This is a genomic window from Campylobacter concisus (assembly GCF_002165815.1).
In the GTDB taxonomy this organism is placed as follows: Bacteria; Campylobacterota; Campylobacteria; order Campylobacterales; family Campylobacteraceae; genus Campylobacter_A; species Campylobacter_A concisus_BH.
The window spans coordinates 127456-152528 of sequence record NZ_NDYN01000001.1 but is presented as its reverse complement, the minus strand read 5'-3'; the positions used below and the strand labels follow the sequence as shown (position 1 = coordinate 152528).

At 40.4% G+C, this 25073-nt stretch carries 28 protein-coding genes; 11 read left to right on the top strand and 17 right to left on the bottom strand.

What is annotated here, in order from left to right:
- Window positions 1–7 precede the first annotated feature (7 nt).
- The 8 genes from leuB (at window position 8) to glyS (ending at window position 6975) form a co-directional block, all read left to right on the top strand.
- Window positions 8–1075, top strand: a complete 1068-nt coding sequence (gene leuB / locus B9N65_RS00815) for a 3-isopropylmalate dehydrogenase (RefSeq protein WP_087582409.1) — start codon at window positions 8–10, stop codon at window positions 1073–1075.
- Complete coding sequence (locus B9N65_RS00810) at window positions 1072–1317, top strand: hypothetical protein (RefSeq protein WP_002941772.1); 246 nt, start codon at window positions 1072–1074, stop codon at window positions 1315–1317. Before leuB ends, B9N65_RS00810 begins: the two co-directional genes overlap by 4 nt.
- A complete protein-coding gene (locus B9N65_RS00805; protein ID WP_180385105.1) occupies window positions 1299–1721 on the top strand; it encodes a CiaD-like domain-containing protein in 423 nt (140 codons plus the stop codon). The genes B9N65_RS00810 and B9N65_RS00805 overlap by 19 nt, the downstream gene beginning before the upstream one ends.
- Window positions 1681–2847, top strand: coding sequence for a CCA tRNA nucleotidyltransferase (locus B9N65_RS00800; protein WP_087582407.1), 1167 nt, complete (start codon window positions 1681–1683; stop codon window positions 2845–2847). Before B9N65_RS00805 ends, B9N65_RS00800 begins: the two co-directional genes overlap by 41 nt.
- A gap of 98 nt (window positions 2848–2945) precedes the next feature.
- Window positions 2946–3425, top strand: a complete 480-nt coding sequence (locus B9N65_RS00795; RefSeq protein ID WP_087582406.1) for a tRNA (cytidine(34)-2'-O)-methyltransferase — start codon at window positions 2946–2948, stop codon at window positions 3423–3425.
- Window positions 3422–4804 carry an endonuclease/exonuclease/phosphatase family protein gene (locus tag B9N65_RS00790; RefSeq protein WP_087582405.1) on the top strand — a complete coding sequence of 461 codons (1383 nt, stop codon included), beginning with the start codon at window positions 3422–3424 and terminating at the stop codon, window positions 4802–4804. The genes B9N65_RS00795 and B9N65_RS00790 overlap by 4 nt, the downstream gene beginning before the upstream one ends.
- Window positions 4805–4807: 3 nt before the next feature.
- Window positions 4808–4960 (top strand): hypothetical protein, encoded by a 153-nt coding sequence (locus B9N65_RS10940; protein ID WP_162141601.1) that lies wholly within the window; start codon window positions 4808–4810, stop codon window positions 4958–4960.
- A complete protein-coding gene (gene glyS, locus B9N65_RS00785) occupies window positions 4957–6975 on the top strand; it encodes a glycine--tRNA ligase subunit beta (protein WP_087582404.1) in 2019 nt (672 codons plus the stop codon). The genes B9N65_RS10940 and glyS overlap by 4 nt, the downstream gene beginning before the upstream one ends.
- A gap of 41 nt (window positions 6976–7016) precedes the next feature.
- On the opposite strand, the gene B9N65_RS11195 is transcribed toward glyS, so the two are convergent.
- The 7 genes from B9N65_RS11195 to alaS all read right to left on the bottom strand — a co-directional run bounded on the left by B9N65_RS11195 (window position 7017) and on the right by alaS (window position 14414).
- Window positions 7017–7967 (bottom strand): phosphoethanolamine transferase, encoded by a 951-nt coding sequence (locus B9N65_RS11195; RefSeq protein WP_257640005.1) that lies wholly within the window; start codon window positions 7965–7967, stop codon window positions 7017–7019.
- A gap of 87 nt (window positions 7968–8054) precedes the next feature.
- Window positions 8055–8315 carry a DUF1705 domain-containing protein gene (locus tag B9N65_RS11190; RefSeq protein ID WP_257640004.1) on the bottom strand — a complete coding sequence of 87 codons (261 nt, stop codon included), beginning with the start codon at window positions 8313–8315 and terminating at the stop codon, window positions 8055–8057.
- A gap of 256 nt (window positions 8316–8571) precedes the next feature.
- Window positions 8572–8886, bottom strand: coding sequence for a helix-hairpin-helix domain-containing protein (locus B9N65_RS00775; RefSeq protein ID WP_087582403.1), 315 nt, complete (start codon window positions 8884–8886; stop codon window positions 8572–8574).
- An 8-nt stretch (window positions 8887–8894) separates the two neighbouring features.
- Window positions 8895–10823 (bottom strand): transglycosylase domain-containing protein, encoded by a 1929-nt coding sequence (locus B9N65_RS00770; RefSeq protein ID WP_021087919.1) that lies wholly within the window; start codon window positions 10821–10823, stop codon window positions 8895–8897.
- On the bottom strand, window positions 10820–11362 hold the full coding sequence (gene maf, locus B9N65_RS00765) for a septum formation inhibitor Maf (protein WP_087582402.1): 543 nt from the start codon (window positions 11360–11362) through the stop codon (window positions 10820–10822). The genes B9N65_RS00770 and maf overlap by 4 nt, the downstream gene beginning before the upstream one ends.
- Entirely contained in the window at window positions 11362–11859 is a 498-nt protein-coding gene (locus B9N65_RS00760; protein ID WP_087582401.1) for a 3-isopropylmalate dehydratase, read from the bottom strand. Before B9N65_RS00760 ends, maf begins: the two co-directional genes overlap by 1 nt.
- Window positions 11856–14414: an alanine--tRNA ligase gene (gene alaS, locus B9N65_RS00755; protein WP_087582400.1), complete on the bottom strand. Its 2559-nt coding sequence runs from the start codon at window positions 14412–14414 to the stop codon at window positions 11856–11858. The genes B9N65_RS00760 and alaS overlap by 4 nt, the downstream gene beginning before the upstream one ends.
- 170 nt (window positions 14415–14584) lie before the next feature.
- On the opposite strand from alaS, the gene B9N65_RS00750 reads away from it, so the two are divergent.
- From B9N65_RS00750 to B9N65_RS00740, 3 genes are read left to right on the top strand one after another with little or no spacing between them, the layout of a single operon-like run.
- Window positions 14585–15454 carry a Gfo/Idh/MocA family protein gene (locus tag B9N65_RS00750; RefSeq protein WP_087582399.1) on the top strand — a complete coding sequence of 290 codons (870 nt, stop codon included), beginning with the start codon at window positions 14585–14587 and terminating at the stop codon, window positions 15452–15454.
- Window positions 15454–16407 carry a ferrochelatase gene (hemH, locus tag B9N65_RS00745; RefSeq protein ID WP_087582398.1) on the top strand — a complete coding sequence of 318 codons (954 nt, stop codon included), beginning with the start codon at window positions 15454–15456 and terminating at the stop codon, window positions 16405–16407. The genes B9N65_RS00750 and hemH overlap by 1 nt, the downstream gene beginning before the upstream one ends.
- A gap of 47 nt (window positions 16408–16454) precedes the next feature.
- Complete coding sequence (locus B9N65_RS00740) at window positions 16455–16916, top strand: hypothetical protein (RefSeq protein WP_012139983.1); 462 nt, start codon at window positions 16455–16457, stop codon at window positions 16914–16916.
- Window positions 16917–17003: 87 nt separating this feature from the next.
- Here B9N65_RS00740 and B9N65_RS00735 read toward each other — a convergent pair whose 3' ends face one another.
- The 10 genes from B9N65_RS00735 to B9N65_RS00690 all read right to left on the bottom strand — a co-directional run bounded on the left by B9N65_RS00735 (window position 17004) and on the right by B9N65_RS00690 (window position 25067).
- Window positions 17004–18836 (bottom strand): peptidoglycan D,D-transpeptidase FtsI family protein, encoded by a 1833-nt coding sequence (locus B9N65_RS00735; protein WP_021085499.1) that lies wholly within the window; start codon window positions 18834–18836, stop codon window positions 17004–17006.
- Window positions 18837–18844: 8 nt separating this feature from the next.
- Window positions 18845–19138 (bottom strand): flagellar hook-basal body complex protein FliE, encoded by a 294-nt coding sequence (gene fliE / locus B9N65_RS00730; RefSeq protein ID WP_009294077.1) that lies wholly within the window; start codon window positions 19136–19138, stop codon window positions 18845–18847.
- Window positions 19138–19638 (bottom strand): flagellar basal body rod protein FlgC, encoded by a 501-nt coding sequence (gene flgC / locus B9N65_RS00725; RefSeq protein ID WP_012139981.1) that lies wholly within the window; start codon window positions 19636–19638, stop codon window positions 19138–19140. Before flgC ends, fliE begins: the two co-directional genes overlap by 1 nt.
- An 8-nt stretch (window positions 19639–19646) precedes the next feature.
- Window positions 19647–20081, bottom strand: coding sequence for a flagellar basal body rod protein FlgB (flgB, locus tag B9N65_RS00720; RefSeq protein WP_009294075.1), 435 nt, complete (start codon window positions 20079–20081; stop codon window positions 19647–19649).
- A gap of 62 nt (window positions 20082–20143) precedes the next feature.
- Complete coding sequence (locus B9N65_RS00715) at window positions 20144–20740, bottom strand: thioredoxin (RefSeq protein WP_087582397.1); 597 nt, start codon at window positions 20738–20740, stop codon at window positions 20144–20146.
- Window positions 20741–20748: 8 nt separating this feature from the next.
- Window positions 20749–21201 carry an SsrA-binding protein SmpB gene (gene smpB, locus B9N65_RS00710; protein ID WP_035142320.1) on the bottom strand — a complete coding sequence of 151 codons (453 nt, stop codon included), beginning with the start codon at window positions 21199–21201 and terminating at the stop codon, window positions 20749–20751.
- 14 nt (window positions 21202–21215) lie between these two features.
- Window positions 21216–21959: a 4-(cytidine 5'-diphospho)-2-C-methyl-D-erythritol kinase gene (locus B9N65_RS00705; protein WP_087582396.1), complete on the bottom strand. Its 744-nt coding sequence runs from the start codon at window positions 21957–21959 to the stop codon at window positions 21216–21218.
- Window positions 21956–22186, bottom strand: coding sequence for a carbon storage regulator CsrA (gene csrA / locus B9N65_RS00700; protein ID WP_002941828.1), 231 nt, complete (start codon window positions 22184–22186; stop codon window positions 21956–21958). Before csrA ends, B9N65_RS00705 begins: the two co-directional genes overlap by 4 nt.
- A complete protein-coding gene (gene truB, locus B9N65_RS00695; protein ID WP_087582395.1) occupies window positions 22180–23001 on the bottom strand; it encodes a tRNA pseudouridine(55) synthase TruB in 822 nt (273 codons plus the stop codon). The genes csrA and truB overlap by 7 nt, the downstream gene beginning before the upstream one ends.
- Window positions 22998–25067 (bottom strand): ATP-dependent helicase, encoded by a 2070-nt coding sequence (locus tag B9N65_RS00690; RefSeq protein ID WP_087582394.1) that lies wholly within the window; start codon window positions 25065–25067, stop codon window positions 22998–23000. The genes truB and B9N65_RS00690 overlap by 4 nt, the downstream gene beginning before the upstream one ends.
- Between the last annotated feature and the right edge of the window lie 6 nt (window positions 25068–25073).

The window sequence follows — 25073 nt, the reverse complement described above, 5'->3', positions numbered from 1 at the left end:
AGCGGCGATGAAAAACTATAAAATTTGCGTTATAAAAGGCGATGGCATCGGCCCTGAGATCATCGACGAGGCGATAAAGGTTTTAGACGTTGTAAGCGCTGAGTTTGGTATCAAATTTGAGTATGACTACAAGCTTATGGGCGGCGCAGCCTACGACGTTTTTGGCGAGCCACTGCCAGATGAGACGCTAAGCTCAGCGCTTAGTAGCGACGCTGTGCTTTTTGGAGCGATCGGTGGCGAGAAATGGGACAGCCTGCCAAGACACCTAAGGCCAGAGAGCGGGCTTTTAAAGATCAGAAAAGAGCTAGAAGCTTATGCAAATTTACGCCCAGCCATCATCTTTGACGAGCTAGTGGATGCTAGCACGCTAAAGCCAGAGGTTTTAAAGGGCGTTGATTTTGTCGTGGTTCGCGAGCTAACTGGGGGGCTTTATTTTGGACAGCCACGTGAAAAAGGCGAAGATAGAGCGTTTAATACGATGATTTATTATAAATTTGAGATCGAGCGCATCGCAAAGATCGCCTTTGAGACGGCTATGCTTCGCAAGAAAAAGGTCTGCATGGTCGATAAGGCAAATGTGCTTGAGACAAGCCAGCTTTGGCGCGAGGTGACTAGCGAGGTGGCAAAAGGCTATCCTGAAGTAGAGCTTAGCTTTATGTATGTCGATAACGCAGCGATGCAGCTAGTAAGAGCGCCAGCAAATTTTGACGTCATACTTACTGAAAATTTATTTGGCGACATTTTAAGTGACGAAGCGAGCATGGTTTGTGGCTCGATAGGACTTTTACCAAGCGCTAGCATGGGCGGCAAAGTGGGAATTTATGAGCCTATCCACGGCTCAGCGCCAGACATCGCAGGGCAGGGCATAGCAAATCCGATCGCGACCATTTTAAGTGCAGCGATGATGCTAAGATACGCTTTTGGCGAGAGCGAGGCTGCAAATGCGATAGAAAGTGCCGTAAAAACAGCGCTTGCAAAGGGATATAGAACAAAAGATATCGCCGCATTTAACGCAGTTGAAATTTGCTCAACAAGCGAGATAGGCGACGTGATAGCAGGATTTATCAAAAAATGAAAAACACGATCACTGAAGCACTGATCTACGAGGCGCAGGGGTTAAAAGATGATGCGCTTGAAATTTATAAAAATATCTTAAAACAAGACCCATCAAACAAGGACGCCCTTAGCGCGATAAACCGTCTGAGCGGACTTCGCAAGGAGCGCGTGATAAAAAATGAGCAGATGAAAGAGTTTTTTATCAGGATGAAAAGTGACGAAGAGATAAATGAATTTAAAAGGTGGTTGATAAGATTATGAAGCTTGATGATATCGCTAGGATGGCCATTAGTGAGGTTAGCGCCGAGCTTGAGAAGATAGAGGCGCTGCAAAGCAAAAAGCAAGAAGAGCTTGAAAGGGAGAATTTAAAAAAAGAGCTTTTGGCTATGGAGGCTAGGGGGCAAGAGGCGGCTGATGAGCCAGAGCTTGAGATAAGCGCGCAAAGCGAGCTAGAGCCAAAGATAGTGCAAATTTTGCCAAAGAGCAGAGAGATAAGCGAGGAGGAAATTTTCTTAGCAAACCTTGCTGAGCGCATCGAGGTGCTTTTTGAAGGGCTTAAGCAAACTAGTGAGCAAGACCTTAGCCAAAGGCTCGAGCTAACGACTAAATTTTTAGAATTTACCCTTGCAAACATCGAAAATAGACTCCAAAATCTCTCAAAATAATAAATTTGAGGCAAAAACTGGGACAGAAATTTACAAAAATAGCGAACTAGACTTTTTTAGATCGCTATTTGCCCCATTTACTAAGCGCGTATATCTAGTCGGTGGCTGCGTGAGAGACGCGCTTTTGGGACGAGAAATTTATGACTACGACATCGAAATTTATGACATCGAGCCTGCTAAATTTGACGAGCTGATGGCTAGCATAAAGGCTAGTGGCGTTGGCAAAAGCTACTTCATCTACAAATACAAAAACTACGATCTTGGCTTGCCACGAAGCGAGAGTAAGACCGGAAATTCGCACAAAGACTTTGCCGTAAGCTACATAAATGATGCAAGCCTTGCAAGTCTTAGGCGCGATTTTACGGTAAATGCCATGATGATGAACATCTTTGACGGCGAAATTTTAGACTTTTATGGCGGCAAAAAGGACCTTGTGAGCAAGACGCTAAGGCACATCGATAGTGAGAAATTTAAAGAAGATCCTCTAAGGGTGCTTAGGGGCGTACAGTTTAGCGCTAGGCTTGATTTTAGCATAGCTGATGAGACGCTAGAGCTTATGAAAACGCTTGATCTAGCGCATCTAAGCAAGGATAGGATAAATACCGAACTCATTAAATTTTTTCGATCAGAGCATCTTGAAAAAGGGGCATTTTATCTTTTTAAGCTTTCACTTTTTGAGCAAATTTTTGGCGTGCAAATTTATGGGAGTGATGAGTTTTTGAGCGAACTTAAAAGTGCTAGGAAATTTGTAGATGACGAGAGGCTGTTTTTGTATATGCTTTTTGGTAAATTTGAGCTTGACGCAAAGGAAATTTTAGAGAAAATGCGCCTGCCAAAGAGCTACTTTTCTATCTTAAAAGAGCCCTATTTTAAAGAGATGTCAAGCGACAATGAGCTACTAGAAATTGCTCTAAATATGCCCTTAAAATCGTGGCTGGGAGCTTATAATAAAGAGCGCATAGGGCGTGCAAAAGAGCTTGGAGTTTATGAAGCTAAATTTGACGCAAAGGTCGATGTGAGCGAGATCTTGGTGGCTGGCTTTAAAAATGAGATGATCGCCGCTGAGATAAAACGAAGGCAGTTGCTTGCCATCACAAAGCACCTTGAAACTCTTGCAAAACGCTAAATTTATAGATAAGTAAAATTTAATTTTTTAAAACTCTTAAAAGCCCATTTTGGCTAGAATAAGGCAGTTTATAACACTTTTTAAGGCAAGAAAAACTTATGTTTAACATAGTCCTAGTCCATCCTCAGATACCGCAAAACACTGGAGCTATCGGCAGAATGTGCGTAAATGCAAATTTAAAGCTGCACATTGTTAAGCCAACTGTCTTTGACCTGAGCGAAAAGGCTGTTAGACGTGCTGGGCTTGATTATTGGAAAATTTTAGATCCAAAAATTTGGGAGAGTTTGGATGAATTTTTGGAGGCAAATTTAAACCACAAAGAGCGATTTTTCTTTGCTACGACTAAGACAAACAGGCTTTACTATGACGCTAAATTTGAGCCAGGAGATTTTATATTTTTTGGCGGAGAGAGCACTGGGCTGCCAAGAGATTTTATGGATATAAATTTTAAAAATGCCATAACGATCCCGATGGGAAAAGAGGGCAGGAGCTTAAATTTAGCCATGAGTGCTGGCATCATCGCGTATGAGGCGATCAGACAAAACATCTCTAAATTCGACTTTAGGAGCGAGGTTTGAGAGCACTCTTTGCATTAGTTTTTGCCGTTTTGATGGCGTTTGCTAGCGAGATAAGCATCGCAACTTATAACGTGCAAAATTTATTTGACTGCAAGGATGATGGCAGCGAATATCCTGACTTTAAATCTAGCACTTCAAAGTGGGACTGCGAGGCGGCTAGCTCAAAACTAAAAAGAACAAGGCAGGTCATAGACGCCATAGATACTGACATCATCGCACTTGAAGAGATCGAAAACGAGCAGGTTTTAAAGGCTTTGGTTGATGGCAGTGAGTATAAATTTATAGCCTTTAGCAAGGCAAAAAACTCTCCAGTTGGGCTAGCTCTCATATCAAAGATAAAGCCAAGTGGCAGTGAAATTTTTGAAGTGCCAAATGTAAAAACTAGAAACATTTTAAAGGTCGTTTTTGAGGTGGAGGGTAAGAAATTTAGCGTTTTTGTTAATCACTTCCCAGCTTATAAAAACGGCATAAATATGCAAAAAAAGGCCGAAAGAACGCTAAGAGCAGCTCTAGGCAATGAACAAAATGCCATAGTTTTAGGTGATTTTAACTCACCTTATGGGCAAAAATCCATCTTAAACGATATCATCGCAACTCGTGGATATTACGATCTTTATAGCTTTTTAGCCCCAAAAGATAGATACTCTCATGCAGTCCATGGCAAAAAGCGAGCCATTGATCACGTTTTGCTCTCGCCTAGCTTTATAGCAAATGGCGATCTAAGCTATGTTGATGGCAGTTTTGAGGTCTTTAAGCCAAGCTTTGTGCTTGATGAGCATGGCTTTGCAAAGAGCGATCTTTACTCAGATCACTTTGCACTTAAATTTAAAATCTCAACCAAACCAAGCCCTGCTAAATCAAATGAAAATTTAAAAAAAGAAGCTAAAAAAGTAGATGATCAAAACTACAAAAAAGCTGACATAGAGACGCTTTTTGAGCGTCCTGAGGCCATGCCAGCACTTGTGGAGCGAGCCGTTGTCATCTTAAAAGATAAGCATGGCTTTATCATCTCAAAAAATCGCCGTGGAATTTACGTATATGATCCTAAAAATAGCGTCGGTGTGGGCGATGAGCTTGACATTTTGATCAGGCGAGTGAAATTTTACAAAGAGGCGCTTGAAATAAGCTCTTATGAGATCATAAATGAGCATGGCACAAAAGATGTGAGCGAAAATTTGCTAGATAGCTCAAAGCTAAGCATTGCAAGAAGTGGCGACGTGATCGCTAAAATTTCAGGTAGGCTAGAGAGCGGCTACTTGCATACGCCGCATGGCAAGATCAGAGTTTATAGCAAAAAAAGGCTAAAAGATGGCGAGTATAGCTTTGAGCGGGCGAGGGTGAAAATTTATAAAAACGAAAAAGAGATCGTTGTGGAGTAGATGGTGCAAATTTTAGATATTTTTATGATCGCAGCGTTTGTTTTGTTTGTGATATTTATGATAAGAGGCGTCATTTTGCAGGCGCAAGAGAAGGAGAGAGCAAGAGAGATGATAAGAGAAAAAAGAGAAAATTTTAATAAAAAGAGTGAGATATGAAAGAGTTGTTACTAGAGATCGGAGTCGAGGAGCTCCCAGCGATACCATTTTTAAGGGAGCTGCCAAACATCAACGCTAAATGGCAGGCTGTGCTTGAAAAATATAACATCAAAAGCGAGTTTAAATTTTACTACACGCCGCGCCGTTTGGTCTTTTTCCATGAGAAATTCCCGCAGGCTCAGCCAGATAGTGTGGCTAGTTTCGTTGGCGCACCAAAGCAAGTAGCGCTAAAAGACGGAGCTTTTACAAAGGCTGCGCTTAGCTTTGCTAGCAAATGTGGCATAAGCGAGAGTGAGCTTAAATTTAAAGAGATAGACGGCAAAGAGGTGCTTTATCACGAAAAAGAGGTAAAGGGCGAGCCAGTCGCTAAGATAATGGGTGACATGGTCGAGGAGTTTTTAAAGAGTCTAAATTTTGGCAAGTCTATGCGCTGGGGCAATGGCGAATTTGAGTTTATCCGACCGATAAGATCGTTTTTGTGTTTGCTCGGCGATGAGGTCATTAAATTTAGCAAATTTGGCGTAGAGAGCAGTAACTCTACCTATCCGCACAGAAGCGTTAGCTACGACAAGATAAAAATTTCAAATATAAAAGAGTATTTTGATGGCTCAAAGAGCCGTGGGGTCGTGCTTGAAGCGGACGAGAGAGAGAAGATCATACTTGATGAATTTGAAAAGATCAGCCAAAAAAGTGGGCTAAAGATCGAGATCGATAAAGACTTGCTGGCTGAAGTCGTGGCGATCACCGAGTACCCAACAGCGCTTCTTGGCTCGTTTGAAGAGGAGTTTTTGGAAGTGCCAAGTGAGGTCATCATCACCTCTATGAAAGAAAATCAGCGCTACTTCCCAGTTTTTAAAAATGACAAGCTTGCAAATGGCTTCGTTGTCGTTAGCAACGCCATCACAAAAGATTACTCGCTCATCATCAAGGGCAATGAAAAGGTGCTAAGAGCAAGGCTAAGCGACGCGATGTTCTTTTGGCAAAGCGACCTTAAGGCCGAATTTAGCCCAGAAAAACTAAAAAATATAACCTACCTAAAAGAGCTTGGAAGTATCTATGAAAAAGAGCTTAGAGAGCTAAAAGTGGCTAAAAAACTAGCTAGCAACTATGGTGAGCTACTTAAAAAAGAAGCTGGCGAGTACGGAGCTAAGCTAGAGCGAGCTGTGATGCTAAGCAAGGCTGATCTTACAACTCAGATGGTTTATGAATTTACCGAGCTTCAAGGTATCATGGGTGCTTACTACGCAAAGGCTAAAAATGAGGATGAAAACGTCGTTTTAGCCATAAAAGAGCAGTATCTGCCAGACGGCGAGGAGGCGCAGTGCCCAAGCAAGGTCTTTAGCTCGGTTGTTGCGCTTTCAAATAAGCTTGATACGCTAATGGGGCTCTTTAGTATCGGCAAAATCCCAAGCGGCACGAAAGACCCATACGCTCTAAGACGCGCGGCAAATGGCGTGATAAAGATCGTTTTGGCGCATAATTTGAAATTTAACGTAAAAGAAATTTTAGAAGATATCGCAAAAGATTATAAGAAATTTGACGTTGAAGTGCTTATAAATTTCATCCTTGATAGGCTCTATACCTTCTTTGACGTAAACGCTTCTATCGTAAAAGCTTGCATAAAAAGCGGAGAAAAGGACATCTTGGAGCTAACTAAGATGATAGAGGCGCTTGCTAAAATTTCAAGTGAGCCAAATTTTAGAGAGAATTTCTCGACATTTAAGCGCCTTGCAAACATCATAAAAGATGATAAATTTAGCAAGGTCGATGAGAGCCTCTTTGAGATAGATGCTGAAAAGGCCTTAAATGAGGCGTTTAAAGCGGTCGATAAGAGCCTAGCATACGAGCCAAGACTAAAAGCGCTATTTGCTCTAAAACCGCAGATAGATGAGTTTTTTGACAAAGTTATGATAAACGTTGAAAACGAGAAAGTGCGAAATAACCGCGTCGCGATCATCGGTCAAATTTATAGCGAGATACTAAAAGTAGCTGATATAAAAGAGATCAGCTTTTAAATTTGCGCCAGCTTCGGGCTTTGCCTAGGCTGGCTTTAAATTTACTCCCTAAAAATATCAAATTCTGGCTCGTAAGCCTTAGTTTTTACCCCAAAATATCCAAGAACTGAGCTAAAGACAAAATCATGCGAAAGGCTTTCGTCTTTTCTAGCTTTTAGTCTTTTTAAAAGCTCACTATCGCTTGAAAAGACGATGGCTGGGATGTGTTTTTGTTCATCTGGAGCGATGGAGTAAGGCAGGCCATGTAAATATATGCCATTTTCGCCTAGACTCTCTCCGTGATCTGAGAAAAAGAACATGGCAACCTCAAATTTATCTTTTCTTGCTTCAAGGGCTTTTATCAGCTCGCTTTGTAGATAGTCCTCATATAAAATGGTGTTGTCATAGGTGTTTGCTATCTCATCTGGCGTGCATTTGTTTAGCTCGGCAGTGTCGCATGTTGGGGTGAATTCTTTAAATTTGCTTGGGTAGCCTTTGTAGTAGATAGGGCCATGTGAGCCTTGCAAATGTAGCACGATAAATGTAGTGGAATTTGCATCTTTTATGACCTTTTTTGCCTCATCAAATATCACTTCATCAAAGCCAGCTGCTCTGTGCTCTGAAGTGTGGTTTTGATCAAGATTGTCGCAAACGCCCTTGCAGCCGCCACTATTGTTGCCAAAAAAGTATGTTTTTATGCCAAGTTTGTTGATGATATCAACTAAATTTTCACGAGCCTTAGCCTCGCGGTTGCTAAAATTTTCTCGCTTTAAGTCTGAAAATAGGCAAGGCACGCTAGTCTCTGTCGCGGTTCCGCATGAGTAGAAATTTGTAAAACTTACTACATCTTTTTGCTTGGTAAATTTGTTTGTATCATTTTTAGCGTAGCCATTTAGCGAGTAGTTTTTGCTCCTTTGTGTCTCGCCAACTATCAAAACTAAAATTTTCTTTTTATCGTTAGTAAGCGTTGCGTCATCTGCCACGTAGGTAAAAAGCAGCGGTTTTTGCGTCAAAGACTTTGCTAGTCTTATGCTAGAGTAGATGGGGTAGTATGGGAGTAAAACGCTTATGGTTGAGGCGTTGCGGCTCTTTAAAAAATGTTATAAAATTTTAGACATGAGTGCAAAGATTACAGCTGCACTTACTAAAGTGCTAAGGGCTATTTTTAGCCTTGATCTAAGCGCACTTTTAAAACCTCCATAGCTAATCTTTACAAGCGCTACATATACGCAAGGCAGGATGGTTGCAAAAATAAGCCAAATGGCTAAGCTGGCATTAAAACAGCTAAATGCCTCTCTTGTGTCAGTGTGCAAGACGTTTAATAGCATGCCTTTGTCTATAATGACGCCATAAGTTTGCATAAAGTAGGCAGATGCTACTAATCATGATGAAAAAGATAACAAGAGGTTTTAACAAAAATGGCACAAGCAAAATGCAAAAAACTCCAGCAAAGAGCATATGTAGTTTATGAAAAACATATAAGCTACAAATAAAATTAAAAATTACAAAAAGCTTATATGTCTTATTTTGTCGATGTTTAGCATTTCTAGCCACCTTCTTTCAGGGGCGTAATGATAGAGCTAAAATGTAAATGGCTAGAAATTTATAAGAGAAAAACTATTTTTTCTTTTTCTTACTTTTTAGCTTTTTGCTTTTTGACTTCTTTTTAGGTTCAGCTTTTTTCGCCTTTTGGCTATCTTTTACACTAAGTTTTTCTTTGACCTTTTGCATGTCGTTAAAGCCGATGCCTTGAACCTTCTCAAGCTCCTCGACACTTGTAAATTTATGAGCTTTTCTATACTTTATGACGTTTAGTGCTTGACTTTTGTTTAGTCCAAGGCTCATTAGCTCGCTCTTGCTAGCTGTGTTTAGATCAGCGCCATACGCAAGGCTTGCAAGCGCTAGACAAAGTAAAATTTTTAAACTTTTCATCTTATCTCCTAAAATAATAATCCATCGTTTTCTTGATCTTGAATGATGTCATTTGTTGGCGTATTTTGCGGCAACGGCGAGTCGTTTGTGTAGTACTCATCAGCGCCGTTGTAGTATCCTTTATAGACGCCATCAGGCTGCTCAAACGCACGTCTTAGGGTAGGGTAGAGCTTGATGTAGCCCTCCATAAATTTCTTAAAGACAGGTGCAGCTGTCCTGCCGCCGCCCTCGACCTTTTTCATAGGGCTGTTATCGTCGTTTCCGTACCAGATGATGGCCTCGATATCAGGCGAATAGCCACAAAACCAAGCATCGATGTTGTTGTTTGTCGTGCCAGTTTTGCCAGCGATCTGGATGCCATTTACCTTTGCGTTGCGCCCAGTGCCGTTATTTACGACATTTTGAAGCAAGGTAGTCATCAAAAATGCCTGCTCAGGTTTTAGCACCTGCTTCTTTTGAGGCTCATAGTCCATCGACGCGCCAAAGCTATTTTCTATATGCTTAATGAGCGTAGGCTCGACCACTTCGCCATCGTTTGGAAACATCGAGTAAAATTTCGCAAAGTCAAGTGGCGAAATACCAAAGCTACCAAGTGCGATTGATAAATTTTCAGGGATGTCGTTAAAGCCCATATCTGTAAGCTGTTTGCGAACCGAGCTAAGACCAAGATCGTTTAGTAAATTTATGGTTGCGAGGTTGCGAGACTGGGTTAAGGCTGATTTTATCGTGATGTAGCCTTGAAAGCCGCCGCTATAGTTCTTTGGCGTCCACTCTTTGCCATTGCCCATATCAAACGTCCTAGCGATGTCAGCTACTTGAGAGACGACAGAGTAGCCGCTATCAAGGGCTATTTGATAGATAAATGGCTTAAAGCTTGATCCTGGCTGTCGTTTGCTTTGTGTCGCTCTGTTGTAGCTGCTTTTTGCGTAGTCGATGCCGCCAATTAGAGCTAAAATTTGTCCGCTTTGTGGATGAGTGACGACGATAGCGCCATTTAGCATCTCTGGATTTGCCTTTTTATCTCTTTTTAAAATTTCATTGTAGCCATAGACTAGGGCGTCCTGAGCGATCTTTTGCACGTTTAGATCGACTGTGCTTTGTATCTTGTAACCGCCAGTTTTTATATCGTCAAATTTCTTTGAAGCCTCTTTTATGATCTCATCGACCACGTAAGGGGCTTTGTTGCGTGTGAGCGTATCGTCAAAGACTGCTGGCTCTTCAAGCACGCCCTTTCGGTACTCATCTTCGTTTATCCAGCCGATGCTATACATCCTCTCAAGAACCCTGTTTGCGCGGCTAAGAGAGAGGTCGAGGTGCTTTGTAGGATCATAAGTGCTTGGCGCTTTTGGCATGCCAACTAGCATCGCTATCTCTTTTATACTTAGCTCATTTAGCTCTTTTCTAAAGTAGCCCTCTGCAGCAGTTTTGATGCCGTAGTAGCCATGCCCAAAATATACGTGATTTAGGTATCTTTCGATGATATCCTCTTTGCTAAGCTCGCTTTCAAGCTTCATAGCAAGCACGACCTCTTTTATCTTTCTTGTAAATTTCTTCTCGCGGCTTAGGGCTAGGTTTTTTATGAGCTGCTGAGTTAGCGTAGATGCGCCCTCGACTAGCTTTCTAGCTTTGATGTCCTTTATCGCCGCTCTTGCCATGGCTTCGACGTTGATACCACCATGCTCAAAGTAGCTCGTATCCTCGATAGCCACGAGTGCTTCGATGACACGTGGCGGGATGTCGTTATATTTGACGTAAATTCTATTTTCTTCAAAGATATTTGCGATAAGCTCGTTGTTTCTATCAAAAATTTGTGTCGCAAGCTTTGGCTTGTAGTCGATGATGGTATAAGCGTCAAATCTCACCTGCGAATAAAAGTATAAAAACGCTCCACCAAGTGCGATGGCAACTACAAAGATAAATGCCAAGATATATTTCATAAAAATGCCTTTAATATTTTTAAATTTAGCCCCATTGCCGTGCTTGTCTCGCCGTGCTGGGAGGTGATGTATTTTTTATTAAAATTTTCTATCGTCATGGCTCCAGCCTTGCCTCGCCACTCGCCACTTTCTAGGTAGCTTTTTAGATCTTGCTCGTTAAATTTAGCAAATTTATATGTAGTCTTGCTCACATTTATAAGCTCAAATTCGCCTAAAAATATCATCGCCGTATAGACGCTACACTCATTGTCACTTTGTAAATTTAACATAGCAAGTGCTTCGTTTTCATCCTTTGCCTTGCCTAAAATTTTATCTCCACAAGCCACGCAGCTATCTGCAAAGAGTAAATTTAAAAGCTTGCCATTTGCCTTTAAAAACTGCTCTTTTTTAGCTTTTACGACGCTTTGGACGTAAATTTCTGGTTTTAGGCTCTTTGCTATCATGCTCTCATCAAAGCTGCAAGAAATTTGTTTAAATTCTATCCCAGCATTTTTTAGTAAATTTGCCCTTGTTGGCGAGCTAGAAGCAAGAGTGATCATCAAAAGCTCCTATAGCTTACGCCAAGATAGACAGCCGCAAGCGAGGCTAGTAAATTTAGCGGCGTGAAGTAGTAGATGATGACGATTAGGCTTTCGTTTAGCTCGATCATCTCGTGTGATCTTAGAGTTTTTAAAGCCTTTTTGTATCTATAAAAGATATAGCTTAAATTCAAGAGTAAAAATAGCTCTATCGCCCATTTGGTCGCTACTATCGCACTTGTCATAGGATTTTGCATTTTGCCATCATCAAAGAAAAAGATCATTATCAGGCTAGTTAGCGCGATGCCAAGAATTAGCGCAAAGATAGCTAGTCCAAAGCGTCTTATGATGTGAAGCAAGATGTGATAGCGCTCTTTATCTTCAAATTTATTTTTTATAAAATAGCTTCCAGCAAGCACCAAACCAGCTTGTAGCCCTATAAAAAGAGCTACGAAGCTAATGTGCAAGAAGATGATTAGTTGATCAAATTTAAAAAAAGCGATCTCTTGATGAATCATTTTTCTAAAGCTTGCCTTGCATACTCAAGTGAGCTTTTTATGGCATCTTCGATGGCTAGAGCGTTTTTGCCGCCAGCTGTTGCAAAGTCGTCTTTGCCGCCGCCATTGCCGCCAAGGATTTGCGCTGCAAATTTAACCCAAGCGCCAGCTTTTAGTGAGGCATTTTTCACGCCAGCTGCAAGAGAAATTTTACCCTCTTCATCTGTTTGGATCAGCAAAATAGCAGCCTTTTCGTGCCCATTTTTAAACTCATCTATCAAAGTTTTTATGTCGCCACCATCGATGTGTGCCACACAAAGCTTGGTATCATTTACATTTATAAAGGCTAGCTCCCCAGAGCTTTTAGCGTTTTTTAACTTATCTTTTAAGCCTTTTATCTCGCCTTTTAGCTTTTTAATAGCATTTAGCGGCTCGGTGCTTTTTAGCTCATCTTTTAGCTCTTCAAGCTCAGTTCTAAATGATCTTGCTAAATTTAGCGCAGCCCTTGAGCAAACAGCCTCTATACGCCTAACGCCAGCACTTACGCCACTCTCTTTTGTGATGAAAAATGAGCCGATCTCATCTATATTTTTCACGTGTGTGCCGCCACAAAGCTCTTTGCTGACATCGCCAAAGCTCACAACTCTTACTTTGTCGGCATATTTTTCGTTAAATAGTGCGATCGCTCCGCTTTTTTTAGCCTCTTCAAGCTCCATAACCTGCGTTTTTGCATTTGCACCGTTTAAGATCCACTCATTTACAATGTTTTCAACCTTTGAAATTTCTTCGCTAGTAAGCGCCTTTGGATGAGAGAAGTCAAATCTTAGCCTATCTGCCTCGACGTTTGAGCCAGCTTGAGCGATGTGTGTGCCAAGCACGCTTCTAAGGGCTGCGTGAAGCAAGTGTGTAGCACTGTGATGTCGCGCAGTCTCCGCTCTGTCGCTGCCCACTTCAAGCTCTACTTCGTCGCCAACTTTTAGCACCGCGCTAGTTTTTACTAAAGATAAATTTAGCCCATGGAATTTTTGCGTATCAAGCACATTTGCTTTGCCTGCTATCTTACCGCTATCGCCGCACTGACCGCCACTTTGAGCGTAAAATGGAGTGACATCAAACATCACCCAGCCCTCTTTGCCAGCGTCTAGGCTATCTACATTTTTAAATTCCTCATCAAGTAGGGCTAGAATTTTACTTTTACTCTTAAGCTCTTCGTAGCCTATAAATTTATTCTCGCCAAATTTCTCAAGCAGCTCTTTAAAGTCGCCCTTCGCACTCTTGTCGCCACTGCCTTTCCAAGCAGCTTTTGCACGTGCTTTTTGCTCACTCATAAGCTCATCAAACCTTGCCTCATCGACCTTTAAGCCCTTTTCTCTAAGCATATCAGCCGTTAGATCAAGTGGGAAGCCAAATGTGTCATAGAGCTTAAACGCAGCCTCTCCGCTAAAAATTTCTTTTGTATTTTTAAGCTCACTCTCAAATAGCTCAAGTCCGCTTGCGATAGTCGCTAAAAATCTCTCTTCTTCAAGTTTTATCTGCTCTTTTACAGCCGCTTTTTTATCGTTTAGATAGGTGTAGTGTCCGCCCATAAGCTCGCAAACTTTATCGACAAGCTTATACATAAACGGCTCTTTTATGCCTAGCAAGTATCCATGGCGGATCGCACGGCGTAAGATACGGCGAAGCACGTAGCCACGGCCTTCTTTGTCAAACGTCGTGCCTTGAGCTAGCAAAAATGTGACTGAGCGGATGTGATCGCTTATGACGCGGTAGCTAGCGCCACTTTCATAGACGTATGGCTTGCCGCAAAGCTTTGCCACTTCGCTAATTAGCGGCATAAAAAGTGTGCTGTCGTAGTTGCTAAATTTACCCTGTAAAATGGCAGTAACGCGCTCTAGCCCCATGCCTGTATCGATGCTTGGCTTTGGTAGTGGGCTTAGCTTGCCATCCGCGCTTCTTTCATACTGCATGAAGACAAGGTTCCAGATCTCTAAAAATCTATCTCCATCGCCGCCCATGTAATCTTCTGATGTGTTAAAGTGCTCAGCGCCTTGATCGTAAAAAATTTCACTGCAAGGGCCGCATGGTCCAGTATCGCCCATCTGCCAGAAGTTATCGTGGTCGCCAAAGCGGTAAATTCTCTCTTTTGCGATGTGAGTACTCCAAATTTCAAACGCCTCATCATCGCTTTCGTGAACGGTCACATAAAGCTTATCTTTTGGCAGTTTTAGCACCTCTGTGACAAATTCCCAAGCGTAAGAGATCGCCTCTTTTTTGAAGTATTCGCCAAAGCTAAAGTTGCCAAGCATCTCAAAAAATGTGTGGTGGCGCGCTGTGTAGCCGACGTTATCAAGGTCATTGTGCTTACCACCAGCTCTTATGCAGGTCTGACAGCTAGTGCGGATAGGTGGTGTTGGGCGTGGAACTTCGCCTGTAAAAATGCTCTTAAATGGCACCATGCCAGCATTTGTAAAAAGTAGTGTTGCATCGTTTGGCACGAGTGGTGCAGAAGCTACTACTTCGTGACCTTTTGATTTAAAAAAATCAAGATATGCCTTTCTTATATCTAAATTTTGCATTTTTATCCTCGTTAGTTTTAAAATTTTGCTTGATTTTAGCCAAAATTCGTTTGCGAAATTCTAAAAAGAGAAAAAATAGTGATATTTTGAAAACTATCTCTTGTTTTATCTATTTAAAAGCGATTTGTAAATAAAATAATTAAAAATTTCTAAAGTTTTAAAGGGTGAATGTGAAGCTAAAAATCGGCATTATCGGCTATTGCAGCACAGGTAAAAAACATTATTTAGAGCTTAGACGCTCAAACGAGTTTGAAATTTGTGGCATTTTTGACAAAGACAATGTTGATGAGTTTTGCAGAGCTGATTTTTATACTGATTTTAAAGAATTTATAGAGGTTGCCCAGCCTCAAGCAGTCGTGCTTTGCTCGCCAAGAGAGGAGATGGTGGAGGCATTTTGCCAGTGTGCAAAATATTGCCAAAATATCCTCATCTCACGTCCAGTTTTTAAAAGTATCGCCGATCTTAAAGAGATAAAATATGCCGCCAAAACAAACAAAACTAGGGTTTGCACAGGCATTTCAGAGCGTTTTAATCCAACTATCTTGTCACTTAAAAAAGCACTTTTAAAAGAAGAGGAAATTTATAGCATTTCTATCGCACATTTTAAGCCACTTTGCGACGGAAATATCATAAATGAGCTCTCAGTTTCTGACATCGACCTAGCAAAAAATATCATAAATTCTGAAGTCAGCGACTTTTACTACACTCAAACAAACAAGACAAATGCCAAAAGTGCCGATAACGTGGCGATAAGCTTTAAAAGTAAAAATCAAATTCTAGTGCATATCACTGACTCATTTTGTGGCTCACTAGAGCGCTTTAAGATAGAGGTAAATGCGAAAAATGGCGTCTATTTTGGCGATCTTATCGATCACAAACTTCATCAAGTGAGCGAAAATGGACAGATGAATTTAAAGATAGATACTAATAATAGCGAGCTAAAAGCGCAATACGAGGCCTTTTACGATCTTTGCCAAAGTGGCGAGAGTAGCGAACTTTCAAACATCGATGACGCTATAAAGATTAAAGAGCTATTTTAATGAAAAAAGCTCTTTTGCTTTTAAATATGGGCGGTGCAAACAGCCTTGATGATGTCGAAATTTTCTTAACAAATATGTTTAATGACCCATATATTTTGGGTATAAAAAATAAATTTTTAAGAAAATTTGTAGCTTTCATGATCACAAAAGGTAGGCTAAAAACTGCGAAGCACAACTACGAGCAAATAGGTGGCAAGTCTCCACTTTGTGAGCTTACAGCTAAGCTTTGTGAGAAAATTTCAAGCCTTAAAAGCGAATTTGACGCGGTTGATTTTGCGATGAACTACACTTCGCCATTTGTAAAAGATGTGCTTAAAAAGTATGAAAAATTTGATGAGATAGTGCTTTTGCCGCTCTATCCTCATCACTCACAAACTACGATAACTTCGAGCTTAGCTGATTTTAAAAAGGCAAAAGAGGAGCTTAATTTTAAAGCTAAAATTTCACTTTGCGAGCCATTTTATGATGATGACACTTACAATCAGATCATTATCTCTCATATCCAGGGAGCGGTAAAAGATACCGATATAAGCAACGTTAGCCTCATCTTTTCAGCTCACTCTTTGCCTCGCAAGATCATAGAGAATGGCGATATCTACGAAAAACACATAAACGAACATGTGCAAATTTTAAGCAAAATGCTAAAAGAGCAGGGGCTAAATTTTAAAGATGTGAGCCTTGCTTATCAGTCGCGTCTTGGCCCAGTTAAATGGCTAGAGCCATCTCTAAATGAGGCTTTAGCAAAGTGCAAAAATAAAAAAGCGCTTATCTATCCGCTATCTTTTTGCATAGATAACTCTGAGACCATTTTTGAGCTAGTTATCGAGTACGCCAAGCTTGCAAAAGAGCTAAATTTTAGCTTTTACAAAGTGGTAGAGTGTCCAAATTTTAGCGATGAATTTGCTAGTTTTATCCTAGAAAAGTCAAAAAACGCTAGAGAATTTAGCCTTTAGGAATAAATCTTGCTTATAAAAAGCATCTCAAATTTAAAAGGAGATGTATGAAGGTTCAAAATAACGATATTATCGATTATTTGTTGCAGTCAGGCTCAAGCAAAGCTAAAGATAAAAAAAATAGTTTTGATGAAATTTTAAGTCTAACGCTTGATAAGATCACAAGCGAGGCAAAGGTTTCAGACAAGCTTGAGCAGTTTAAGAAAAGGCTTACAGAGATCGGTGCTGCTGGCTTTGTGAATGAGCTAAATTCAAACAAAATAGAAGAGAAAATAGCTCAGAAAAAAGAGGAGCTAACTGAGCTTTTAAGCATAAATGATCCGACCAAAACGCAGGATCAAAAAAATGAGCTACTTAAAATCATGGATAAAATTTTAAGTGACTACCGCAAAGAGCTAAACATGGCGCTTACAAGCCAAACACTGCTTGAGAAGCAAAATAGCCTTGGCAAAAATACAAATAATTCTGTAAATTTAAGCTCTGTCTTAAATGAACTTGGACTTGCATAAATTCTGGATTTAGGCCGCTTGCCTAGATCCAAATTTCTACTTTAAACTCTAAATTTGAATTTAATATTTATATCTTAAAAGTTAAATTTAATCTAGCGCTGGTTTTTGTTTTGCTTTGTCGTTTTTGAGCTTGTCTTTTTTAGCTTCAAACTCAGCTATGACATTAGGATCTGGGAATAAATAGCCATCTTCAACCATTAGATCAACGGCCTTTTTAAATGTCGGCAACGCACTTTGCGCACCAAAGTAGTAGTAAGGTTTTTTAGGATCTCTTGCCAAAACGCCTATGGTGTAGCTGTTGCCTCTTGTGTCATTTACGAAGCCAAAAAACGAGCCGTTATAGGTGTTGCTATATCCGCCTTTTCCAGAAGCGATGTGCGCGGTGCCAGTTTTACCGCCTATCTCAAGACCTGGCGTAAATGCCTTTAAGCCAGTACCTTTTTCAACTGTTTTTATCAAAATTCTCTTCATTATCTTTGCGGTCTCTTGCGAGATGACCTGTGCTGGCTCTGCTTTTGGCAGATCGTAGCGCTTGCCGTTTCGCTCAAGATATGCCACCATGTGCGGCGTCACCTCGATGCCTTTGTTGTTAAAGGTGTTATAGGCTTTTAAAAGCTGCATAAATGTCGCTTGAAGGCCGTATCCGTAGCTAACTGTTGCCTTATAAGTCGATGAATTTAGCTTTGTAACCGTTGGCATCATGCCTACTTGCTCGTATGGCAGGTCGATGCCAGTCTTTCTTGAAAAGCCAAAATTTAAAAGCCCTTGATAAATTTGCGGACCATTTAGGCGTTCTACTAGCTGGATCATACCGATGTTTGAGCTGTGTACGATGATGTCTTCAGCGCTCATAAATGGCTCTGGGTGGGTATCTTTGATGATTCTTTTTCCTAGCTGATAGCGACCGTTATAGGTATTTACTAGCTCAAAAGGATTTACCTTTTTTTCTTGAAGCAGTATGGAGAAGATAAATGGCTTAAAAACCGATCCAACCTCGTATGCATACTCGCTTGCGCTTGAATTTAGCGCGCTGTAATCTTGCTTTCTTATATTTGATGGATCATATCTTGAGCTAGAAGCTAGGGCTAGAATTTCTCCATTTTTGCTATTCATTATGCAGATGATTAGCTCTTTTGCATCTAGAAATTCACGTTTTTCATCTAAAATTTGCTCTAACTTGGTTTGAAATTTAAGCGGTACAGAAAGCACTGCGTTGTAGCCATCAACCCTCGTTGCTAAATTTGAATCGCTGGTTAAAATTATATTGTTGCCAATATCGCGTGGGCCAAGGATTTTGGCATTTTGTATCGGAGCTAGGTAGTCCTCGTAGTATCTCTCAAGCCCTTTTACGCCTTTGCTTTTGGTAAGTGCGTCGCTCTCTGTTTTGCTCACGTAGCCAATAGCTGGCGTGAGAGCGTCTTTTGACATAAATTTACGGTTTTGACCGCTCTCCATCACGCGCATACCTTGAAATGAGGCAAGGCCAGTCTTTGGATCAAGGTACGAGATCAAAATGCCCTTGCGGTTTAGCTTTCTAGAGAGCTCTTGAAGATAGGTAGCGCCCTTTGCGTCGATGCTGTAAGAGAGCGTGACAAGGCCTTTTGTGCCGTTTATGATCTTTCTTACTTTGTTTGGATCGTCACCGCTATAAAGCGAGTAGAGCTTGATGAACATCTCTTTTTTGTTTGGATCAATGTTTCTGGTGTCAAGCATCACTTTGTAGAGTTTTTGGCTTGATGAGATGCTAAAGCCGTCTTTCGTGACGATATTACCTCGGATTGCGGTATTTACGTCGCTTGTTTGAAGCTTAGGAAGCTTTCGCTCGATGCTTGCTCTATAAAATATAACAAGCACAAAGATTGAAATTCCAAAAGTAATTAATAAAAAAAGTATGGTTATTTTTGATTTTCTGGAATTCATTCAATGGCTTAAATTTGCGTTCTTGAAATTTCTTTGTATGCGCTTAGTGCTTTGTTGCGAATCTCTAGCATAAGCTTCATGCTGGTCTCCGCCTTGCCTATGGCGATAGCTGCTTGGTGCAAGTCTTTTACCTCGCCAGTTGCGAGATCAGCTATGGCTTTATCGGCATTTATTTGAACCTTGTTTAGCTCTTTTAAAGAGTCGTTTAGTGCGTTTTCAAAGCCGCCTTCTTCGCCTGCTTTTGCTATTTTGTTTGAATTTTCGCTTTTGTTTAACTTATCTAAATTTATGCTATTTATCATTATGCTTGTCCTGAAATAAGTGATATCGCACTTTGTGCTATTGTTTTTGCGTTTTGAAATGACGCTACATTTGCTTGATAAGCCCTTGTCGCCTCGAGCAAGTCAGCCATCTCGATGACTGGGTTTATATTTGGAAATGCGACATAGCCATTTGCATTTGCATCTGGGTGGCTAGGATCGTATTTTAGTTGAAAGTCCTTATCATCACGCACCACTTTATCTACGATCACGCTAGTTAGGGCAGGGTGAGCGTTTTTAGGCGAGCTTGGATCATCGAGTGGATTTTCATAGTCAAGCAGACTTTGTGAGTTTTTAAGCTGATCGTTTAAAATTTTATCAAAGTTCATCTCTTTAAAGATGACCTCTTGTCTTCTGTAAGGACCACCTTCGGCTGTTCTTGTGGTTTGAGCGTTTGCTATGTTTGAGCTGATGACATTCATCCTGAAGCGTTGCGCGCTTAGTCCATATCCGCTAATATCAAAATCATTTAAGTATGACATCATCTCTCCTAGTTCTTAGCACTTGCGTCTATTACGCTTTTAAAGATATTGCCCTGAGCCTTGTAGGCGCTATCAAGGGCGTTTATCATAACTGTGTTTTTACCCATTTCTGTTGTCTCAACATCAAGATCGACTGTGTTTGCATCGTTTCTAGCCATGTGACCATCGCGCAAGAAAATTTGAGCTGTGTCGCTTTTTGGAAAATCAACCGCAGCCATGTGCGCTTCGTTTGTTTTAGCTAAATTTAGTTTTTTGCTCTCTGAAACGTTGTAAATTTCATTTGCTTTTTCTCTTAAAACATCTTCAAATCTTACATCTCTAGCCTTGTAAAATGGCGTATCAACATTTGCAAGGTTGCCAGAGATGAGCTTTTGGCGTAGCTCTCTGCCTGCAAGGGCTGATTCGACGAGTGGGCTAGATTTTGATCTATCTAAAACAAACATTTAAAGTCCTTCTAAAATTTCACACATTTATAAGCAAATGATGTTCCAAATATAAGGCAAATTTATTTTGTTTCATAGATTTTTGCCAAATCTTCTTTCATTTTTGTGACTTTTATGCCGCCAAGATAGTATTTTACTCCGTATTGTACGCTATCTACGTCTGTTAAAATTTGATATTCGCCATTTTTTATCACCACCTTAAAAGGTAGTGCGATCTCATGTTTGTATTCAATATCTCTTACGATCTGCTCGGAAAGTCTGTCATTTATCTTTTGGTCGTTTGTTATGAAGTAGTAGGCATTAAATTTTTGCATAAATTCATGCAAAACATACTCATTTGTGACATTTTCAAAGTGAGTTAGTCCGATTAGTGTAAATTTATCTTTGTTTTCAAGCTGATATTTTGTAAGTTCAGCTGCCTCTTTTTGGCAAGGCGGGCAAAATGTGCCAAAAATGTCGATCATTAAAACCTTATTTTCATCATTTTTGATAGCAAAGCCGTGATCTTTTCTAACCAAAGTAAGCTCCTTGCCGCTTACATCTACAAGTTTGACCTCTTCATTTAGACTAAATTCTTTAAAATTTACGCTGCTGCTCTCGTCATCGCCGCAACCAAAAAAAGCAAATAAAGCGATTATTAAAACGAGTAAATTCTTCATCTTATCCCTTAAACATATCTTTTTATAGCAGCTCTTGCCTCTTTGTCTGCCTCGCGCCTTTTTAAAGTCTCGCGCTTATCGTGTAAATTTTTACCTTTTGCAAGCGCAAGCCTTGCTTTTACGATATTTTTGTCGCTTAGATAAAGTGCCAAAACGACTAAAGTAAGCCCATCTTGCGAGACTTGACCGAAAATTTTATCGATCTGCTTTCTATGCATCAAAAGTTTTCTGGCTGCTCGCTCGTTTGGGCGAAATGCGCTGTGTGTAGTCTCAAGATAGCTGATATGGGCGTTTAGTAAGAAAAGCTCGCCCTTTATGACGCGCACAAAGCTATCTTTTAAATTTGCTCTGCCAGCCCTTAGAGCCTTGACCTCGCTGCCTTTTAAAACGATGCCAGCTTCAAAGGTCTCAAGTATGCTAAAGTCGTGCAAAGCTTTTTTGTTTTTTGCTAGATCTTTTATCAAAATTTTACCTTTTATTTTACGCTAAATACGCTACTGCCGCTGCCGCTTAGAAATTTATCCCTAAACTCGTTCATCTGTGGATAGAGCTTAAAGCATGGGGCAAAAAGATCGTTTAGCTCCTCGTTTTTATAAATTTCAAGTAGCTCTTTGCTCTTTAAATTTTGCATCTTTTTTGCAGCATTAACGTCTATGTATTGTAAGAAATTGCTTCTAAATTCTTGATAAACCATCGGTGTGGAGCAAAAAACATTTGGCGTGAAGATATTTAAATTTGGCACTTCATCGTCAAAATCTTTTATGATCTCGCCTATGCCGCTTACATTTGCTGCCTTGTAGCCACTTACAAAAAAGGCCACATCTGCGCCGATTTTGGAAGCTATTTGCATCAAATTTTCGCGTTTTATATTTAAATTTAGCTCGTCATTTACCATAAGTAAAAAGGTGGCGGCGTTTGAACTACCTCCTCCTAGACCAGCACCTATTGGGATTTGTTTGTTGATGATGATTTTATGAGAGCTAAAAAACTCATCTAGCTCGTTTGAAAAGCCAGCTTTTTTTAGCTCGTCTATCGCTTTTTGGATGATGTTTTCTTTTATCTCTTTGTTGTCGCATTCGATAGCAAAAGAATTTGACCTCTCAAAATAAATTTCATCAAAAAGCTGCTCGCAAAGAACAAAACGTGACAAAATTTCGTGGTAGTTGCCTCTGGTACCAACTACCTTCAAAAATACGTTGATCTTTGCAAAGCTTTTCATTTCTCGATTTTTTTCGCAAGCTCGTGGATATCGGCTTCGCTTGCTTTTTTGGTGGCGTGGATATTTTCGTTTTTGATATCGTTTGCCAGCTCGCTTCTTAGTATCATTGTGTTGCGCGGGGCCTCGATACCAAGCTTAACGGTGCTTTTTGAGATACTTACTACGACGACTTTTATGTCGTTACCTAGTAAAATTTCTTCGTTTTCTTTTCTTGCTAAGATTAACATTTTTCTACCTTGTTTAAAGTGTAATTTATAGTATCATCCATGATTTGGATTACGCTCATAAATTTATCATAATTTAGCAAATAAATTCCTTGTGTTTGTGTTTCAAAATCGTTAATTTTTAATTTCTTGCCATCTAGTATGTTATTAATATCCCCAAAATACGTGTTTTGCTCAATATTTAAAAAATTGCAAATATTTAAAAATTTTTCATTTTCATAGCGAAATTTACCCTCGCTTACCCTCTTTAATGAGCTTAAAGTTACATTATAACCAACTTTTTGCCCAAAAATTTCTGCATAAGAGCGGATGTAACTCCCCTCACTTACGCTTAAACGAAGTGTCAAAAAAGGGTGTGAATAATTCAAAATTTCACTCTCATAAATTTCCATTGTCTCTGGCTTTAGCTCAAATTCTTCGCCACTTCTTGCTAGTTTATATGCCCTTGTGCCATTTATATGTTTGGCGCTAAATTTTGGCGGGATATAGCTTATCTTACCAGTTAGCTCGCCTCTTATGGCTTCAAGCTTTTCTAAATTTAGCTCTTTTACATTTGAAATTTCAGTGATATTTTCATTATCCATGCTAGGACTACTCGCCCCAAGCCAGATCGTCGCCTCATAGACCTTTGGGCTTTTGTCTAAAAATCTAAAAAATTTCGTATACGAGCCAAAAGCGACTATCAGACAGCCACTTGCAAATGGATCAAGCGTGCCTGAAAATCCAGCCTTTTTAACGCCATACTTTCTCTTTAGTCGTCCTAAAAAGTGGTTTGAGCTCATGCCAGCAGGCTTGTTTGCCACGAAAATGGCGTTCATACGGCCTTTTCCACGAAGCTTGACATGATCTCTCTTACATTGCCACCAAAATTTATAGTAAGTTTAAACTCTTTTTTGATCTTGCTAACCGCACTCACGCGGCCGATACCAAAAATTTTATGTTTAACAAGGTCGCCTTTTTTAAATTCATTGCTCTGTTCGATAACTAGCGAGCCATGCGTGATACCGCTCTCGCTTAAAAATCTACTCTTATTTAGCCTCGTGCGCTGACCTTTGTAAAAGCGCGAATTTGCAAAGCTTAGGCTAAGTGTCCTTTTAGCTCTTGTTATCGCCACATAAGCGAGCCTGCGCTCCTCTTCGATGTCGCTACCATCGCCAATGAGCGGGAAAAATCCCTCTTCAAGGCCGATCACAAAAAGGTGCTCAAACTCAAGTCCCTTGCTCGCGTGCACGCTCATGATGCTAATAGCCTCGTCGCTAATGCCGTCTTGCTCGCTTGTTAGCGTGATCTCATTTAAAAACTCCTCCAGATCAAAGCTTGGATTTTGCTTGATCTGATCTTTTAAAACAGCGTAAAACTCGTCGATGTTCGCTGCTCTTTCAGCGCCATCTGGCAAGCTCTCGTAGTATTTTTTCACGCCAAATTTAGCTTCAAATTTATCTATGAGGTCAAAAACTGAGCTGCTTTCTTGAAGCTCTTTTAGGTTGTTTGCAAACTCAAGAAGGGCTGATTTTACCTTTTTACTAAAGGCTTCGTCGTTATCAGAGATGTTTGAGATTGCTTCAAAAATGGAAATTTTGCCCTCAAAGGCCATTTTCTCTAGCTTATCAAGGCTTACTTTGCCTAATCCTCGCTTTGGGCGGTTGATGATGCGCCTTATTGAAAAGTCATCGTTTGGATTGTTTATAAGCCTTAAGTAGCTTATGATATCTTTGATCTCGGCTCTTTCATAAAATTTAACTCCGCCAACCATTTTATAAGCGATCTGCTCTTTGTTTAGCCCATCTTCAAGCGAGCGAGAAAGCGCGTTTATGCGGTATAAGATCGCTATATCTTTTGCTTGCACGCCTTTAATTAAAAGCTCTTTTATATTTTTTGCGATCTTGCCAGCCTCGACACTCTCATCAAAGCTCTCTATCAAATTTACAGCCTCGCCTTCGCCCTTTGTGCCCACAAGCTTCTTGCCAAGGCGGTTGCGGTTATGATCTATTAGCTCGTTTGCAGCCTTTAGTATAGCCTCGCTCGAGCGGTAGTTTTTCTCAAGTCTGATGATCTTTACATCTTTAAACTGATCTTTAAAATTTAAGATATTATCTATCTTTGCACCGCGCCAGCCATAAATACTCTGGTCATCATCGCCCACTACGCAGATGTTTTCGTGGCATAGACAGAGTTTTTTTAGCAGTTTATACTGAAGATCGTTTGTGTCTTGATACTCATCGACCATTATGTATTTGTAGCGGTTTGAAATTTCTCTTGCAAGATCTTCGTTTTCGTCTAAAATTTTATATGTAAGTCCTAGCAGGTCGTCAAAATCAACAAGGTTGTTCGCCTTTAAATAGTCCTCGTACTTTTCATAAATTTGCGCTGCTTGCTTGTAAAAGTTGTCCTTGCTCTTGTCAAATGAAGAGAAATTTGCATTTTTATAGACCTCTTCAACGCTCAAAAGTGAGTTTTTATAGTTTGAAATTTCACTTGACAAAATAGCCGTGGCGACTGGACTTTCAAAGCTTTTGATGATGCGTTTTTTATCGTCTGTGTCGATGATGACGAAGTTATTTTTTCTGCCAAGCTTTTCTATATAGAGCTTTAAAAACAAAAGTCCAAATTTGTGAAATGTGCAAAGTAGCGGCGAGTAGTTTTTGCCGCTTTGGCTTAGCATCGCCATGGCTCTGCTGCGCATCTCGTTGGCGGCTTTGTTTGTGAAAGTAAGAGTTAGCGTGTTTGCCGCGTCTATGCCGACCTCGCCGATGAGATAGGCAAGCCTAGTCGTGATCGTTTTTGTCTTGCCACTGCCAGCACCTGCAAGGATGAGCATCGGGCCATCTATGTGGGTGGCCGCTTCGCGCTGGGCTTCGTTTAAATTTGATAGTAAATTTTCCATTTTTCG